The organism is Pedococcus sp. P2_E2 (genome assembly GCF_056403955.1).
In genome coordinates this window covers 1-13,143 of sequence record NZ_JBFUEM010000005.1, presented here as the reverse complement: position 1 = coordinate 13,143, position 13,143 = coordinate 1, and the positions used below count along the sequence as shown (strand labels likewise).

16 protein-coding genes are annotated in these 13,143 nt (G+C 69.9%); 11 read left to right on the top strand and 5 right to left on the bottom strand.

Annotated features, from left to right (window positions below; genetic code table 11):
• Positions 1-72: 72 nt before the first annotated feature.
• Positions 73-555, top strand: a complete 483-nt coding sequence (locus tag AC1DWR_RS11305) for a CarD family transcriptional regulator (protein ID WP_056922091.1) — start codon at positions 73-75, stop codon at positions 553-555.
• Entirely contained in the window at positions 552-1,223 is a 672-nt protein-coding gene (gene ispD, locus AC1DWR_RS11300; RefSeq protein ID WP_477614605.1) for a 2-C-methyl-D-erythritol 4-phosphate cytidylyltransferase, read from the top strand. Before AC1DWR_RS11305 ends, ispD begins: the two co-directional genes overlap by 4 nt.
• Here the strand turns inward: ispD and AC1DWR_RS11295 are convergent.
• Positions 1,220-1,813, bottom strand: a complete 594-nt coding sequence (locus AC1DWR_RS11295) for a GNAT family N-acetyltransferase (protein WP_477624431.1) — start codon at positions 1,811-1,813, stop codon at positions 1,220-1,222. The two genes, ispD and AC1DWR_RS11295, sit on opposite strands and share 4 nt — an antisense overlap.
• Positions 1,814-1,896: 83 nt before the next feature.
• Between AC1DWR_RS11295 and ispF the strand changes: the two genes are divergently transcribed.
• The 3 genes from ispF to AC1DWR_RS11280 are packed head-to-tail and all read left to right on the top strand — an operon-like array spanning position 1,897 to position 4,170.
• Positions 1,897-2,391 carry a 2-C-methyl-D-erythritol 2,4-cyclodiphosphate synthase gene (ispF, locus tag AC1DWR_RS11290; protein WP_477624430.1) on the top strand — a complete coding sequence of 165 codons (495 nt, stop codon included), beginning with the start codon at positions 1,897-1,899 and terminating at the stop codon, positions 2,389-2,391.
• A gap of 10 nt (positions 2,392-2,401) precedes the next feature.
• Positions 2,402-3,487: an S-(hydroxymethyl)mycothiol dehydrogenase gene (locus AC1DWR_RS11285; protein ID WP_477624429.1), complete on the top strand. Its 1,086-nt coding sequence runs from the start codon at positions 2,402-2,404 to the stop codon at positions 3,485-3,487.
• On the top strand, positions 3,487-4,170 hold the full coding sequence (locus tag AC1DWR_RS11280) for an MBL fold metallo-hydrolase (RefSeq protein ID WP_477624428.1): 684 nt from the start codon (positions 3,487-3,489) through the stop codon (positions 4,168-4,170). The genes AC1DWR_RS11285 and AC1DWR_RS11280 overlap by 1 nt, the downstream gene beginning before the upstream one ends.
• Here AC1DWR_RS11280 and AC1DWR_RS11275 read toward each other — a convergent pair.
• Positions 4,118-4,504 (bottom strand): hypothetical protein, encoded by a 387-nt coding sequence (locus tag AC1DWR_RS11275; protein WP_477624427.1) that lies wholly within the window; start codon positions 4,502-4,504, stop codon positions 4,118-4,120. The genes AC1DWR_RS11280 and AC1DWR_RS11275 overlap by 53 nt on opposite strands.
• An 80-nt stretch (positions 4,505-4,584) precedes the next feature.
• Here AC1DWR_RS11275 and cysS point away from each other — a divergent pair, with 80 nt between their 5' ends.
• The 5 genes from cysS to AC1DWR_RS11250 all read left to right on the top strand — a co-directional run bounded on the left by cysS (position 4,585) and on the right by AC1DWR_RS11250 (position 8,346).
• Complete coding sequence (gene cysS / locus AC1DWR_RS11270; protein WP_477624426.1) at positions 4,585-6,024, top strand: cysteine--tRNA ligase; 1,440 nt, start codon at positions 4,585-4,587, stop codon at positions 6,022-6,024.
• A gap of 11 nt (positions 6,025-6,035) precedes the next feature.
• Positions 6,036-7,028 (top strand): 23S rRNA (guanosine(2251)-2'-O)-methyltransferase RlmB, encoded by a 993-nt coding sequence (rlmB, locus tag AC1DWR_RS11265; RefSeq protein WP_477624425.1) that lies wholly within the window; start codon positions 6,036-6,038, stop codon positions 7,026-7,028.
• Between the two features lie 87 nt (positions 7,029-7,115).
• Positions 7,116-7,424 carry a CD225/dispanin family protein gene (locus AC1DWR_RS11260; protein ID WP_477624424.1) on the top strand — a complete coding sequence of 103 codons (309 nt, stop codon included), beginning with the start codon at positions 7,116-7,118 and terminating at the stop codon, positions 7,422-7,424.
• Positions 7,425-7,445: 21 nt separating this feature from the next.
• A complete protein-coding gene (locus AC1DWR_RS11255; RefSeq protein WP_477624423.1) occupies positions 7,446-7,889 on the top strand; it encodes a DUF2752 domain-containing protein in 444 nt (147 codons plus the stop codon).
• A gap of 136 nt (positions 7,890-8,025) precedes the next feature.
• Positions 8,026-8,346, top strand: a complete 321-nt coding sequence (locus tag AC1DWR_RS11250; protein WP_477613954.1) for a CD225/dispanin family protein — start codon at positions 8,026-8,028, stop codon at positions 8,344-8,346.
• A gap of 48 nt (positions 8,347-8,394) precedes the next feature.
• On the opposite strand, the gene AC1DWR_RS11245 is transcribed toward AC1DWR_RS11250, so the two are convergent.
• From AC1DWR_RS11245 to AC1DWR_RS11235, 3 genes are all read right to left on the bottom strand, one after another.
• Positions 8,395-9,015: an RDD family protein gene (locus AC1DWR_RS11245; RefSeq protein ID WP_477624422.1), complete on the bottom strand. Its 621-nt coding sequence runs from the start codon at positions 9,013-9,015 to the stop codon at positions 8,395-8,397.
• A gap of 59 nt (positions 9,016-9,074) precedes the next feature.
• Positions 9,075-10,364, bottom strand: coding sequence for a DUF4032 domain-containing protein (locus AC1DWR_RS11240; protein WP_477613952.1), 1,290 nt, complete (start codon positions 10,362-10,364; stop codon positions 9,075-9,077).
• Positions 10,365-10,533: 169 nt separating this feature from the next.
• Positions 10,534-11,646 (bottom strand): ABC transporter ATP-binding protein, encoded by a 1,113-nt coding sequence (locus AC1DWR_RS11235; RefSeq protein ID WP_477613951.1) that lies wholly within the window; start codon positions 11,644-11,646, stop codon positions 10,534-10,536.
• Between the two features lie 270 nt (positions 11,647-11,916).
• On the opposite strand from AC1DWR_RS11235, the gene AC1DWR_RS11230 reads away from it, so the two are divergent.
• Positions 11,917-12,930: a LacI family DNA-binding transcriptional regulator gene (locus AC1DWR_RS11230; RefSeq protein ID WP_477624421.1), complete on the top strand. Its 1,014-nt coding sequence runs from the start codon at positions 11,917-11,919 to the stop codon at positions 12,928-12,930.
• Positions 12,931-13,143 lie beyond the last annotated feature (213 nt).

The window sequence follows — 13,143 nt, the reverse complement described above, 5'->3', positions numbered from 1 at the left end:
CGCATTCTGGCTGGCTTTCCCGACGTCGGCGTGGCGTGATATTCTGAGAGTCGCGAAAGGGGAAAACAGCACATGGTTTTCAAGGTCGGCGAGACGGTCGTGTACCCCCACCACGGGGCTGCACTCATCGAAGAAATCAATACCCGCACGATCAAGGGCGAGGAGAAGATCTACCTCAAGCTCAAGGTGGCCCAGGGCGACCTGACGATCGAGGTTCCCGCAGACAACTGCGAGGACATCGGCGTCCGGGACGTCGTCGGACAGGAAGGGCTCGACAAGGTCTTCGCAGTCCTCCGCGCTCCCCACACCGAAGAGCCGACCAACTGGTCGCGCCGCTACAAGGCCAACCTCGAGAAGCTCGCCTCCGGCGATGTCATCAAGGTGGCCGAGGTCGTTCGCGACCTGTGGCGTCGTGACAAGGACCGTGGCCTGTCGGCCGGCGAGAAGCGCATGCTCGCCAAGGCTCGTCAGATCCTCGTCTCCGAGCTCGCGCTCGCCGAGAAGACCAACGAGGACAAGGCCGAGGCAATCCTCGACGAGGTGCTCGCCTCCTGAGCGTTGCCGTCGTCCTCGTCGCTGGAGGGCAAGGCACCCGGCTCGGCGCCACCCAGCCCAAGGCCTTCGTGGTCGTGGCGGGTATGCCGTTGCTCGAGCACGCCGTCCAGCGCGCCCTGACGGCGCCTGAGGTTTCACACGTAGTCGTGGTCGCGCCCGCTTCCCACCTGAGGGAGGCGGGCGCGATCGCGTCCCGGAGCAGCCGGCCCGACGACGTGGACGTGGTCGCCGGTGGCGCCGAGCGCACGGACTCCGTGGCAGCAGGTCTCGCGGCGCTGCGCCCCGACGACGGCATCGTGCTGGTCCACGACGCGGCCCGCGCCCTCGCGCCGGCCAGCTTGTTCTCCCGCCTGGTGCACGAGGTGCGGTCGGGGCACCCGGCCGTCGTCCCCGGCATACCCGTCACGGACACCGTCAAGGTGGTCGACGCGGCTGGTCGCGTCACCGCAACGCCTGACCGCACCCAGCTGCGGGCGATCCAGACACCGCAGGCGTTCCTGCGTGAGGTGCTGGTGCACGCCCACTCCTCGGGTGGGCAGGCCACCGACGACGCAGCCCTGGTCGAGCGGATGGGCGGCCACGTGCGCGTGGTCGACGGAGACCGGCTCGCCTTCAAGATCACGACGCCGGACGACTTGGCCCTGGCAGAACGCCACGTCGCGGACTAGGGCGTCAGGGCCGCGACGAACTCGTCCCACGGGGTCATCGGCCCGGCAGGGGCAGGGGTGTGGAGCGTGCTGATCCAGCCGTCGACGAGCCGGCCGCGCTCGATCAACAGATCGGGCACGAAGGCCGGCACCGGGAACCCCGCGCGCCAGACCGCCTTGGCGCTGCCCCAGTTGCCGGCGTGCGCCTCCCAGCGGACGGTCTGCCAGCCGAGGGTTGCGAAGGCGTGGGCGACCACGAGCCGGACCGCCTCGGACATCACGCCCCGTCCGCGGAACGCCGGGTGGGTGACGTAGCCGAGATCGCCTGCACCGTCGTCCACGGGCAGCACCCGGAGGTCGATCGTCCCGGCATAGCGGCCCTCGACCTCGATGCCCCACGAGATGAGGACGGGTGAGGGTTCGAGCAGGCCCGAGAGGTAGTCCTGCGCCATCTCGCGGGTGTACTCCAGCGGGATCGTCGTGAAGCGCTTGGTCAGCGGGTCGATGCACCGTTCGTAGATCGCGTCGAGGTCGTCCGACGAGTGCGGCCGAAGGGTCACCAGGTCGCCGGCGAGGACGGGGACGGCCAGCGCCTGCGTCGGGGTGCTCATGCGCGGCAACGCTAACGGCTCGGGCGTGCCCGGCTCACCTCGTTATCCGGGTCCCGGGAGTCCCGGGTGGTTGGATGGACGCCATGGGGACCACCGGTATGCCGCGCACGGGCGTGGGCGTGGACGTGCACGCCTTCGCGCCGGAGGGCTCGGGTCGCGAGCTGTGGCTGGGCGGCCTGCTGTGGCCGGGCGTCACCGGGCTCGAGGGGCACTCCGACGCGGACGTCGCCTGTCACGCGGCGTGCGACGCGCTGTTCTCGGCCGCCGGCCTCGGTGACCTCGGGGTGCACTTCGGCACCGACCGCCCTGAGCTCGCGGGGGCTTCGGGGTTGACCCTGTTGGGCGAGGCGGCCCGGCTCGTGCGCGAGGCGGGTTTCGAGATCGGCAACGTCGCCGTCCAGGTGATCGGCAACCGTCCCAAGATCGGGACGCGCCGTGCGGAGGCGCAGGAAGCCATGACAGGGTGCGCACTGGCACCGGTGTCGCTGAGCGGGACGACCACCGATGGCCTGGGGCTCACCGGTCGCGACGAGGGAATCGCCGCGATCGCGACTGCCCTCGTCCGCCCCACCAACTGAGGAGCCCCGCATGCCGCAGACCGTCAAGGGCGTCATCGCCCGCAGCAAGGGCGCCGACGTCGAGCTCGTCGACATCGTCGTCCCCGACCCCGGACCCGGCGAGGCCGTGGTCCAGGTCCACTCCTGCGGGGTCTGCCACACCGACCTGCACTACCGCGAGGGCGGCATCAACGACGAGTTCCCGTTCCTGCTCGGGCACGAGGCGGCGGGCGTCGTGGAGTCCGTCGGCGAGGGCGTCACCGAGGTCGCGCCCGGTGACTTCGTGATCCTCAACTGGCGCGCGGTGTGTGGGCAGTGCCGGGCCTGCGCCAAGGGCAAGCCCTGGTACTGCTTCAACACCCACAACGCCACGCAGAAGATGACCCTCGAGGACGGCACCGAGCTCAGCCCTGCGCTCGGCATCGGCGCCTTCATCGAGAAGACCCTGGTCGCCGCGGGGCAGTGCACCAAGGTCGACGCCGAGGCCGACGCGGCGGCCGTGGGCCTGCTCGGGTGCGGGGTGATGGCCGGATTCGGTGCCGCCGTCAACACCGGTGGCGTGGGTCGCGGCGACTCGATCGCCGTCATCGGGTGCGGTGGCGTCGGCAACGCCGCCATCGCCGGGGCCTCCGTTGTCGGTGCGACGACGATCATCGCCGTGGACGTCGACGACCGAAAGCTCGCGACTGCCAGGACCTTCGGCGCCACCCACACCGTCAATGGCAAGGACGAGGACGTCGTCGAGCGGATCCGTGAGCTGACGGGCGGGTTCGGCGCGGACGTGGTCGTCGAGGCGATCGGCCGCCCGGAGACCTACGAGCAGGCCTTCTATGCCCGCGACCTGGCCGGCACGGTGGTGCTCGTCGGCGTCCCCACCCCCGACAAGCAGGTCACCCTGCCCATGATCGAGATCTTCGGCCGCGGTGGTGCGCTCAAGTCCAGCTGGTACGGCGACTGCCTGCCCAGCCGTGACTTCCCGATGCTGGTGGACCTCTACCGGCAGGGCCGGTTCGACCTCGACGCGTTCGTGTCGGAGCGCATCGCCCTCGGCGACGTAGAGGGTGCCTTCGACAAGATGGAACGCGGCGAGGTCCTCCGCTCGGTGGTGGTCCTCTGATGGCCGCGGCTGACGACCAGGACCCGGGTATGCCGGTCATCTCGCCCTCCGCGGGTGGCGTCCGCGTCGATCGGATCGTCACCTCCGGGACGTTCGAGCTGGACGGAGGCAGCTGGGAGGTGGACAACAACGTCTGGGTGGTCGGTGACGACAAGGAGTGCGTCATCATCGACGCGGCCCACGACGGCAGGAAGATCGTGAAGTCGATCGACCTCCAGCGCAGGGTCACCGCCGTCATCTCCACCCACGCCCACAACGACCACATCAACGCCGTCGCCGAGGTGTGCGACGGCACACGCGCCCCGGCATACCTGCATCCTGCGGACCGGATGCTCTGGGACCAGGTCTATCCCGTCACCCCCGACCGCGAGCTGGCTGACGGCCAGGTGATCACGGTCGGCGACGTCGACCTGCACGTGATCCACACGCCGGGCCACACTCCGGGGTCGTGCTCGCTCTACGCGCCGGCGCTCGACGTGGTCTTCACCGGCGACACCCTCTTCAATGGTGGACCCGGCGCGACAGGGCGGTCCTACAGCGACTTCCCGACCATCATCGAGTCGATCCGCGACCGGCTGCTCACGCTGCCTGACGAGACGGTGGTGCTGACCGGACACGGCGACTCGACCGTCATCGGGGCGGAGGCTCCGCACCTGCAGGAGTGGCTCGACCGCGGTCACTGACGACGGGTGCCAGCCCGGGTGCCCCTCGCCCGACCAGGACGGCGGCCACGAGCAGTGCCAGGCCGGCCACCGAGATGAGCCACTCCGCGAGGGTGAAGATCTCCATCCGTCGAACTCGGTAGTACATCGGGAGGGAGCTGTGTAGCAGCCACTGCGTGGTGACGATCGAGCAGACCCTCTCGATGGCGAGGAGCCCGAAGCCGCGCCCGCCCCACCGGGCCCAGCGCTCGCCGCCCCCGCGCTTGCGCACGACGTAGGCCGCGCCGAGCAGGCCGACGATGGTGAGCTCCGTCAGGACACTCACCCCCTCGATGCCGAACAGTCCCAACAGCACGACCAAACCCCCTGGTGCTCGATGTGGGGGCTCAACCTAGCGTTTCGGTGGGTGGTGCCCGCGCAGGTAGCCTTGCGCGCGTGAGTCTTCGCCTGTACGACACCGCCGCGCGCGAGCTGCGCGACTTCACCCCCCTGGTTCCCGGGCGGGTGGGCATCTACATCTGCGGGCTCACGACCCAGGGCGCACCCCACATCGGTCACGTGCGGTTCGCCGTGGCGTTCGACGTGCTGCGCCGGTGGCTCGAGGGTCGCCACGGCTACGACGTGACGCTCGTCCGCAACGTCACGGACATCGACGACAAGATCCTCGCCAAGTCCGCCGACGCGGGGGAGCAGTGGTTCGCGCTGTCCTACCGCAACGAGGTGGCGACGGCCGCTGCGCTCGACTCGCTCGGGGTGCTGGCCCCGACCTACGAGCCGCGCGCCACCGGCCACATTCCCGAGATGGTCGCCCTGATGGAGACCCTCGTGGACAAGGGCCACGCCTACGCCGCGACGGACGACAGCGGCGACGTCTACTTCGACGTCAAGAGCTTCCCCGAGTACGGCTCCCTGACGCACCAGAAGATCGACGACATGGAGGCCGCGGAGGACGCCGACCCCCGGGGCAAGCGTGACCCCCGTGACTTCGCCCTCTGGAAGGGACGCAAGGAGTCCGAGCCGGTCACCGCGTCCTGGGCCACTCCGTTCGGCACCGGTCGCCCGGGCTGGCACCTCGAGTGCTCGGCCATGGCACGGAAGTACCTCGGCGACTCCTTCGACATCCACGGTGGTGGCGTCGACCTCCGCTTCCCGCACCACGAGAACGAGCAGGCCCAGTCGCACGCCGCCGGCCTCGGGTTCGCGACCTACTGGCTGCACAACGCCTGGGTCACCGTGGGTGGCGAGAAGATGAGCAAGTCGCTCGGCAACAGCCTGATCGTCTCCGAGGTCACCAAGGTCGCCCGCCCGCTGGCGCTGCGCTACTACCTCACGGCGGCCCACTACCGGTCCACGATCGAGTACCACGAGGGCTCGCTGCGCGAGGCCGAGGCGGCCGTCGAGCGCATCGAGGGCTTCCTCGCCCGCGCCTTGCGCGCCCTCCCCGAGGGAACGTCCACCGCGCCGGACCACACCACCGTGCCTGAGGCGTATGCCGCGGCGATGGACGACGACCTGAACGTCTCGGGCGCGCTCGCCGTCGTCCACGACACCGTCCGGGCGGGCAACACCGCCATCGACGACGGTGACGACGAGGCGTTGGCAACCGCGTTCGGCGCCGTCGTGGCCATGACCGACCTGCTCGGCATCAACCCGCTCGACCCGCACTGGGGCGGCGGCAGCGATGCCGGTGCCGGCGACGCCCACGATGCGCTCGACGCACTGGTCCGCGTGCAGCTGGACGCCCGCGCGGCGGCCCGGGCGGCGCGCGACTTCGCCACGGCGGACGCGATCCGCGACCAGCTGGGCGCGGCCGGCATCGTCATCGAAGACACGGCGTCGGGAGCGAACTGGTCGCTCGCCCGCCGCGAGAGCTGAGAGGAACACCCATGGCTGGCAACTCCCAGCGACGTGGCGCCGTTCGCAAGGGCGCGTCGAAGAAGGGGCCCCAGGTCGGTTCCGGCGGTCAACGTCGTCGCGGCCTCGAGGGCAGGGGCCCGACGCCCAAGGCCGAGGAACGTCCCAAGCACAAGGCCAACCGGATGGCCACCGCCGCCGAGAAGCGAGCCGGCGGATCCAGGTCCGGCGGGTCCAAGCCGGGCGCTCGACCCAGCGCCAGCCGCGGTGGATCCCGCCGGGGCAAGGTCTCGAGCGAGATCGTCGCCGGGCGCAACTCGGTCGTCGAGGCGTTGCGTGCCGAGGTGCCCGTGACCACGATGTACGTCGCCGGCCGGATCGACTCCGACGACCGGGTCCGGGAAGCCCTCAAGATCGCCACCGCCAGGGGCATCGCGATCCTGGAGACCCCGCGCGGCGAGCTGGACCGGCTCACCGACGGTGCGGTCCACCAGGGCCTGGCCCTGCAGGTCCCGCCGTACGAGTACGCGCACCCCCACGACTTCATCGACCCGGAAGCACCCGGCATACCCCTCGTGGTTGCCCTCGACGGCATCACCGACCCCCGCAACCTCGGCGCCATCATCCGCTCGGTGGCGGCGTTCGGCGGCCACGGCGTGGTCGTGCCCGAGCGTCGCTCGGTCGGCATGACCGCCAGCGCCTGGAAGACGTCGGCGGGTGCCGCAGCCCGAGTCCCCGTGGCGCTGGCCGCCAACCTGACGCGCGCGCTGGAGGAGTACCGCAAGGCGGGCTTCTTCATCCTCGGGCTCGACATGGAGGGCGACGTCCAGCTGCCCGACCTCGAGCTCGCGACCGAGCCCATCGTCATCGTGACCGGGTCGGAGGGCAAGGGGCTGTCCCGCCTGGTCAGGGAGAACTGCGACCAGATCGTGTCCATCCCCATGTCCTCGGCCGTCGAGTCCCTCAACGCAGGCATCGCCACGGGAGTCGCGCTGTACGAAGTCGCACGACGTCGGGCGATCTGACCACACGAAACGGGACGAATCCGCTAGCGTTTCGCCCTGTCGCGCCCATGGGGGAGCGGCGCTCGAACACTCGAAGGGACCAACCGCATGTCTGACTACGGCACCCCGCCGCCTCCTCCGCCCGCGCCCGGCTTCAGCCAGGCGACCGCCGGAGGCACGCCGCCGCCGAACTACCTCGTGTGGGCGATTCTGTCCACGATCTTCTGCTGCCTCCCGCTGGGCATCGCCTCGATCGTCTTCGCGGCCCAGGTCAACGGCAAGTGGCAGGCGGGCGACGCCGCCGGCGCCCGCGCCTCGTCCGAGAAGGCGAAGCGTTTCGCCATGATCGCGGCTGTCGTCGGCGTCGTCGTCAACGGCCTCTACTTCGCCTTCGTCCTGCCGAACCTGAACAAGTAGGTCTCGGTCTCCGAGGCAGCCATGACCGCCGTGGTACCGCAGCGCCCCGCACCACCCGTCGCCGCACGGGGGCTCGGGGCGCTGCGTGTGCCCGGCCTGGTCCTGGCCGCGGCCGCGGCCGTGACCACCCTCGTTGCGGTGGTCGACCCCCACGAGCCGGGTCACTACCCGACGTGCCCCTTCCTGGCGGTGACCGGCTACTACTGCCCGGGGTGCGGCTCGCTGCGCGCCCTGCACGACCTCGCCCACGGTGACGTCGCGGGCGCCTTGGCCCGCAACCCCCTGATGGTGCTCGCCGCGGGCGGCCTCCTCGTGGCCTTCGTCCTCTGGGCCCGGCGGCTGTGGCGCGGACTGCCGCGGACCTGGGTGGCGCCTCCCCGGCTCCTGTACGCGTTGCTGACGCTGGTGCTGGCGTTCTGGGTGCTGCGCAACGTGCCCGGCTGGACCTGGCTGTCGCCCGTCTGAGCGCGCCCGCCGATCCGTCCGTTTGGCCCTTCCCTACCTGACTCCCGGCGCGAGTCGGGTTGCGTCCGCTAGCGTTTCGCCCTGTCGCGCCCATTGGGGGGAGCGGCGCCCGCACACCCGAAGGGACGCAATCGCAATGTCTGACTACGGCAACCCGCCGCCTCCGCCTGCCGCGACCGGCTACAACCCCGCTGGAGTGGCTGGCGCCCCGCCGCCGAACTACCTGGTCTGGGCGATCCTGTCGACCATCCTGTGCTGCCTGCCGCTCGGGGTCGCGTCCATCGTCTACGCGGCCCAGGTCAACAGCAAGTGGCAGGCGGGCGATGTCGCCGGCGCAGCCGACGCCTCGGAAAAGGCCAGGAAGTTCGCGATGTGGTCGGCGATCGCTGGCGTGGCGGGCGCCCTGGTGTGGCTCTTCTTCGTCGTCGTGGTCGCCGCCATGAGCAACGGTTCCTGACCCTCAGCCAGGAGCCACCTGGTCATAGGTGCCGGTGGACCTGGTCAGTCAGCCCTTGGGCGTCTCGACCACGACGGTGCTGAGGATCTTGTCCGCGAACGTCTGTCGCTTGTCGTCCCAGAGCGGCCAGAGGTAGCCGACGTAGGCGAACCCGTCCAGCGTGTGCGCCAGGTCCCGCACGAACGCCATCCCGGCGCCGATCGGCTGTCCCGTGCCCTCGTCGACCAGCCTGATGCCCATCACCTTCTTGCCCACGCTCTGTCCCGTGCGGCCCTGCTTGAAGGCGCGGTTCCAGATCTGGATGCCGAGCATCAGGAGCATGCCCGCCAGCACGAGCAGGCCTCCGCCGACCATCAGGCCCGGGTTGCCCTCCGTGGTCGGCGCGTAGTCCGAGTACCTGCTGTCGGACCCGCCTGAGTCCGGCGCGCCGACGACGAACAGGATGAGCCCCACGACGTAGGGCACCAGGCCGAGCAGCTGGAGCAGGCTGTCGAGGAGCATGGCCGCCACCCGGGTGCCCCAGCCGGCGAGCGGCCCCCAGGGCGAGCCGACCCCGTATGCCGTCTGGCCGGCATACCCGTGGGGTGCGCCGTAGGCGGGCGCCTGAGTCCATGGCTGCGCCGGCTGGGGCGGGAGCGGTGCGGTTGGCTGGTCGGGCTGGTCGGGCACTGTTCCCCCTGCGGTCGGCGCACGTCGTTGGTCGTGCGGGCGCCGTCACCCTAGCGGTGCTAGGCCTGGTGCCGAGGCGAAGGGCGCGGGTCGTCGTCGACGGTGTCGTCGAACATCGCCACCACCGGCATCTCGACGGTGTCGACGCCCACCACGGTCGCCTCGTCGGGCTTGCTCGGAAGCACCGTCGACACGTAGTCGCGGATCGCGTCCTCGATCGGCATGTCGCGCCCGGCCCGCTCGGAGAGGTACCAGCGGTGCTCGAGGACCTCGTGGAACAGCTCAGCGGGTTCGAGCTTGCCGGCCAGGTCGCGCGGGACGGTGCGCGTGATGGGTTCATAGATCTTGGCCAGCCAGTCGTGCGCGACGATCTCCTCGTCGTCGTTCTGGCGGTCGGTGTCCGCGCGGTAGGAGTCGAGGTCGTTGAGCAGCCGACGAGCCTGGTTCTCCTCGACGTCGAGGCCGGTGAGCCGCAGCAGGCGCCGCGAGTGGTGGCCGGCGTCGACGACCTTGGGCTGGATCTGGATCGTCGTCCCCCCGATGTCGGTCGAGATCGAGAGCTCGTCGACGTCGAAGCCGAGCTCGTTGAGGCGACGGATCCGCTCGTCCACGCGCCACCGGTCACCGCTCTCGAACCGCTCGAGTCCGGTGAGCTCGGCCCACAGGTCGCCGTAGCGGGTGACGATGCGGTTCGACGTGTCGACCGGGTCGACGCCGGCCTCGAGGAAGCCGCCGGCCTCGAGGTCCATCAGCTCGCCGGCGATGTTGACGCGAGCGATGTCGAGGTCGTGCTCGCGCTGCCCTGAGGTCAGCGTCTGGTGCAGCTCACCGGTCTCCGCGTCGACGAGGTATGCCGCGAACGCGCCGGCATCGCGGCGGAACAGCGTGTTGGACAACGACACGTCGCCCCACCAGAAGCCGACGAGGTGCAGCCGGACCAGCAGCACGGCCAACGCGTCGATCAGTCGGGTCGAGGTATCTGGGCGCAGCGACTGGCTGAACAGGGCGCGGTAGGGCAGCGAGAACTGGAGGTGCCGGGTGATGAGGCAGGCGTCGAGGGGTTCGCCGTCGGTGTCCTCCCGTCCGCTGACGACGCCGAACGGCACGACACACGGCAGGTCGAGCTTCCCCAGCATCCGCAGCATCTGGTACTCGCGCGCCGCGATGTCGGCCTTGATCTCCTTGACGGCCAGGACCCGTCCCGAGAGCTTGACGAACCGCACCACGTGCCGCGAGATGCCGCGGGGAAGGGCAGCGAGGTGCTCCTCCGGCCAGGTCTCGAGGGGGAGCTCCCAGGGGAGGTCCAGCAGGGCCGGGTCAGGTCGTGCCGCGGTGATCTGTAGTGCCACGTCCTCAGCCTCGCTCTGGTGTCGTGGGCAGCGTCAACATCGTTCCACACAGGTGAGATCCACGCCTGGGGCCATGAATCGTCGGGCCATGAATCGTCGGGCCAGAAACCGAGGTGGCCGGCCCCCGCGCACGGGAACCGGCCACCCGGCATACGAGCCGCGGTGGGGCCTAGCTGAGGCGCTGGCCGTTCTCCGCGTCGAACAGGTGCAGGTGCCCCTGCTTGGGGGCCAGGTAGACCGTCTCGCCCTTCTTGGGGGGCTTGCGGCCGTCGACACGGGCGATGAACGGCTTCTCCGGTGCGTCGCTGTCCTCGTCGGCCTCGATGTGCTGGTGCACCTTGGCGGACCCGTAGATGTAGGCGTCCGCGCCGAGCTCCTCGACCACGTCGACGGTGACGGGAATGCCGCCGCCGGACTCGGTGGTCAGCTCGAGGTCCTCGGGTCGCACGCCCATCGTGATCGACTTGCCGTGCGCCTTCGCCAGGACCTCGCGGTCGACCGGCATCACGCTGCCACTGACCTTGACGCCGCCGTCAGCGACATCGACGTCGAGCAGGTTCATGGCCGGCGAGCCGATGAAGCCGGCGACGAAGACGTTGTTCGGGTGGTCGTACATGCGGCGCGGGGTGTCGCACTGCATGAGGAGGCCGTCCTTGAGGACCGCGACGCGGTCACCCATCGTCATGGCCTCGACCTGGTCGTGGGTGACGTAGACGGTGGTGACACCGAGTCGACGCTGCAGCGAGGCGATCTGGGTGCGCGTCTGGACGCGGAGCTTGGCGTCGAGGTTCGACAGCGGCTCGTCCATCAGGAACACCTGGGGGGAGCGCACGATGGCGCGACCCATCGCGACGCGCTGGCGCTGGCCACCGGAGAGGGCCTTCGGCTTGCGCTCGAGGTACTGCTCGAGGTCGAGGATCTTGGCGGCCTCTTCGACGCGCTTGCGGATCTGACCCTTGTCGACGCCGGCGATCTTGAGCGCGAAGCCCATGTTGTCGGCCACCGTCATGTGGGGGTAGAGCGCGTAGTTCTGGAACACCATCGCGACGTCGCGGTCCTTGGGGGACAGGTTGGTGACGTCTCGGTCACCGATCCAGATCTTGCCGGCGTTGACCTCTTCGAGGCCCGCGAGCATTCGCAGGGAGGTGGACTTGCCACATCCGGAGGGACCGACCAGGACGAGGAACTCGCCGTCCTCGATGTCGATGTTGAGCTTGTCAACCGAGGGCTTGTCGTTGCCCGGGTAGAGCCGGGTTGCCTCGTCGAACTTGACTGTTGCCATGGCTTCGTTGCCTTTCCTTCACCGGCAGGAACGTGCCGGACGATCCGTTGTAAAGGGTGCTGCCGCCGCTGACGTCGGTGTCCGCGGTGGCCTCAGTCTGGCCCAGCAGGGGGCGTTGCGCCAGTGGTGGTCCGGCCGGCGGGCAGGGGCATGAAAACGTTTGCGCAAGCGGCAGGTATGCCGCGGAGCCGCGGCGCGCACGCGGCATACCTGAAAGTTCTTGCAGGGTGTCGGCGGTCAAGCCTGCAAGTTCTTGCTACCGTCGCGGCCATGAAGGCGAGACTGGCTGACATCGCGGCGCATGCCGACGTCAGCGAGGCGACCGTCAGCAGGGTGCTCAACGGCAAGCCCGGGGTCGCCGAGTCCACCCGCGAGGCCGTGCTCACCTCGCTGGACATCCTGGGTTACGACCGCCCGTCGCGGCTGCGGCGCAAGACCGCCGACCTCGTCGGGCTGATCGTCCCGGAGCTGACCAACCCGATCTTCCCCGCGTTCGCCCAGATCATCGAGACGGCGCTCGCCCGGCACCAGTTCACGCCGGTGCTGTGCACACAGACCCCGGGCGGGGTGCACGAGGACGAGTACGTGCAGATGCTGCTGGACCGTGGCGTCGCCGGGATCATCTACGTCTCGGGCCAGCACGCCGACGTCACAACCGATCCCGAGCGTTACATCACCCTGCGCGAGCGGGAACTGCCGATCGTGCTGGTCAACGGCTACTGCGAGGGCATCGACGCGCCCTTCATTTCCAACGACGACGTCGCCTCGATGGAGCTCGCGCTGACCCATCTCGTCCAGCTCGGCCACACCCAGATCGGGCTGGCCGTCGGGCCGGAGCGCTTCGTCCCGGTCATCCGCAAGATCGACGGGTTCCGCGCGTCGATGAGGAACCTGCTCGGTCGCGACGACGTCGACGAGCTCATCGAGCGGACCATGTTCTCGGTCGAAGGTGGCGACACTGCCGGGGCGCGGCTGATCGAGAAGGGCTGCACGGCCGTCGTCTGCGGCTCGGACCTGATGGCCCTGGGCGCGATCAGGGCGGCACGGCGGGTTGGCAAGCAGGTGCCGGCGGACTTCTCGGTGGTGGGGTACGACGACTCGCCCCTCATCGCGTTCACCGACCCGCCGCTGACGACCGTGCGCCAGAGCGTCCAGGCGATGGCCGAGGCCGCCGTCGGAGCCCTGCTCGACGAGATCGCCGGGGAGCCCTCTCCGCGAGCCGAGTACGTCTTCCGGCCCGAGCTCGTGGTGCGCGCCTCCACCGGCGCCGCGCCAACCCGCTGACCGCTGCTGCGACTTGTTGCGTCCTGGTGGTCACGGGAGGCCTGGGATCGGGGGTCGGTGACGATCTGCCGGCAACACGTCGGCGTGGGTTGGACTTGTTGCGTCCTGGTGGTCACGGGAGGCCTGGGATCGGGGGTCGGTGACGATCTGCCGGCAACACGTCGGCGTGGGTTGGACTTGTTGCGTCCTGGTGGTCACGGGACCCCTGATTGC

Coding starts and splice junctions, on each gene's coding strand:
- AC1DWR_RS11305 (WP_056922091.1), top strand. CDS start 73: ATGGTTTTCAAGGTCGGCGAGACGGTCGTGTACCCCCACCACGGGGCT.
- AC1DWR_RS11260 (WP_477624424.1), top strand. CDS start 7,116: ATGTCTGACTACGGCACCCCGCCGCCTCCTCCGCCCGCGCCCGGCTTC.
- AC1DWR_RS11295 (WP_477624431.1), bottom strand. CDS start 1,813: ATGAGCACCCCGACGCAGGCGCTGGCCGTCCCCGTCCTCGCCGGCGAC.
- AC1DWR_RS11235 (WP_477613951.1), bottom strand. CDS start 11,646: ATGGCAACAGTCAAGTTCGACGAGGCAACCCGGCTCTACCCGGGCAAC.
- AC1DWR_RS11280 (WP_477624428.1), top strand. CDS start 3,487: ATGGCCGCGGCTGACGACCAGGACCCGGGTATGCCGGTCATCTCGCCC.
- AC1DWR_RS11250 (WP_477613954.1), top strand. CDS start 8,026: ATGTCTGACTACGGCAACCCGCCGCCTCCGCCTGCCGCGACCGGCTAC.
- AC1DWR_RS11285 (WP_477624429.1), top strand. CDS start 2,402: ATGCCGCAGACCGTCAAGGGCGTCATCGCCCGCAGCAAGGGCGCCGAC.
- AC1DWR_RS11230 (WP_477624421.1), top strand. CDS start 11,917: ATGAAGGCGAGACTGGCTGACATCGCGGCGCATGCCGACGTCAGCGAG.
- rlmB (WP_477624425.1), top strand. CDS start 6,036: ATGGCTGGCAACTCCCAGCGACGTGGCGCCGTTCGCAAGGGCGCGTCG.
- ispF (WP_477624430.1), top strand. CDS start 1,897: ATGGGGACCACCGGTATGCCGCGCACGGGCGTGGGCGTGGACGTGCAC.
- AC1DWR_RS11255 (WP_477624423.1), top strand. CDS start 7,446: ATGACCGCCGTGGTACCGCAGCGCCCCGCACCACCCGTCGCCGCACGG.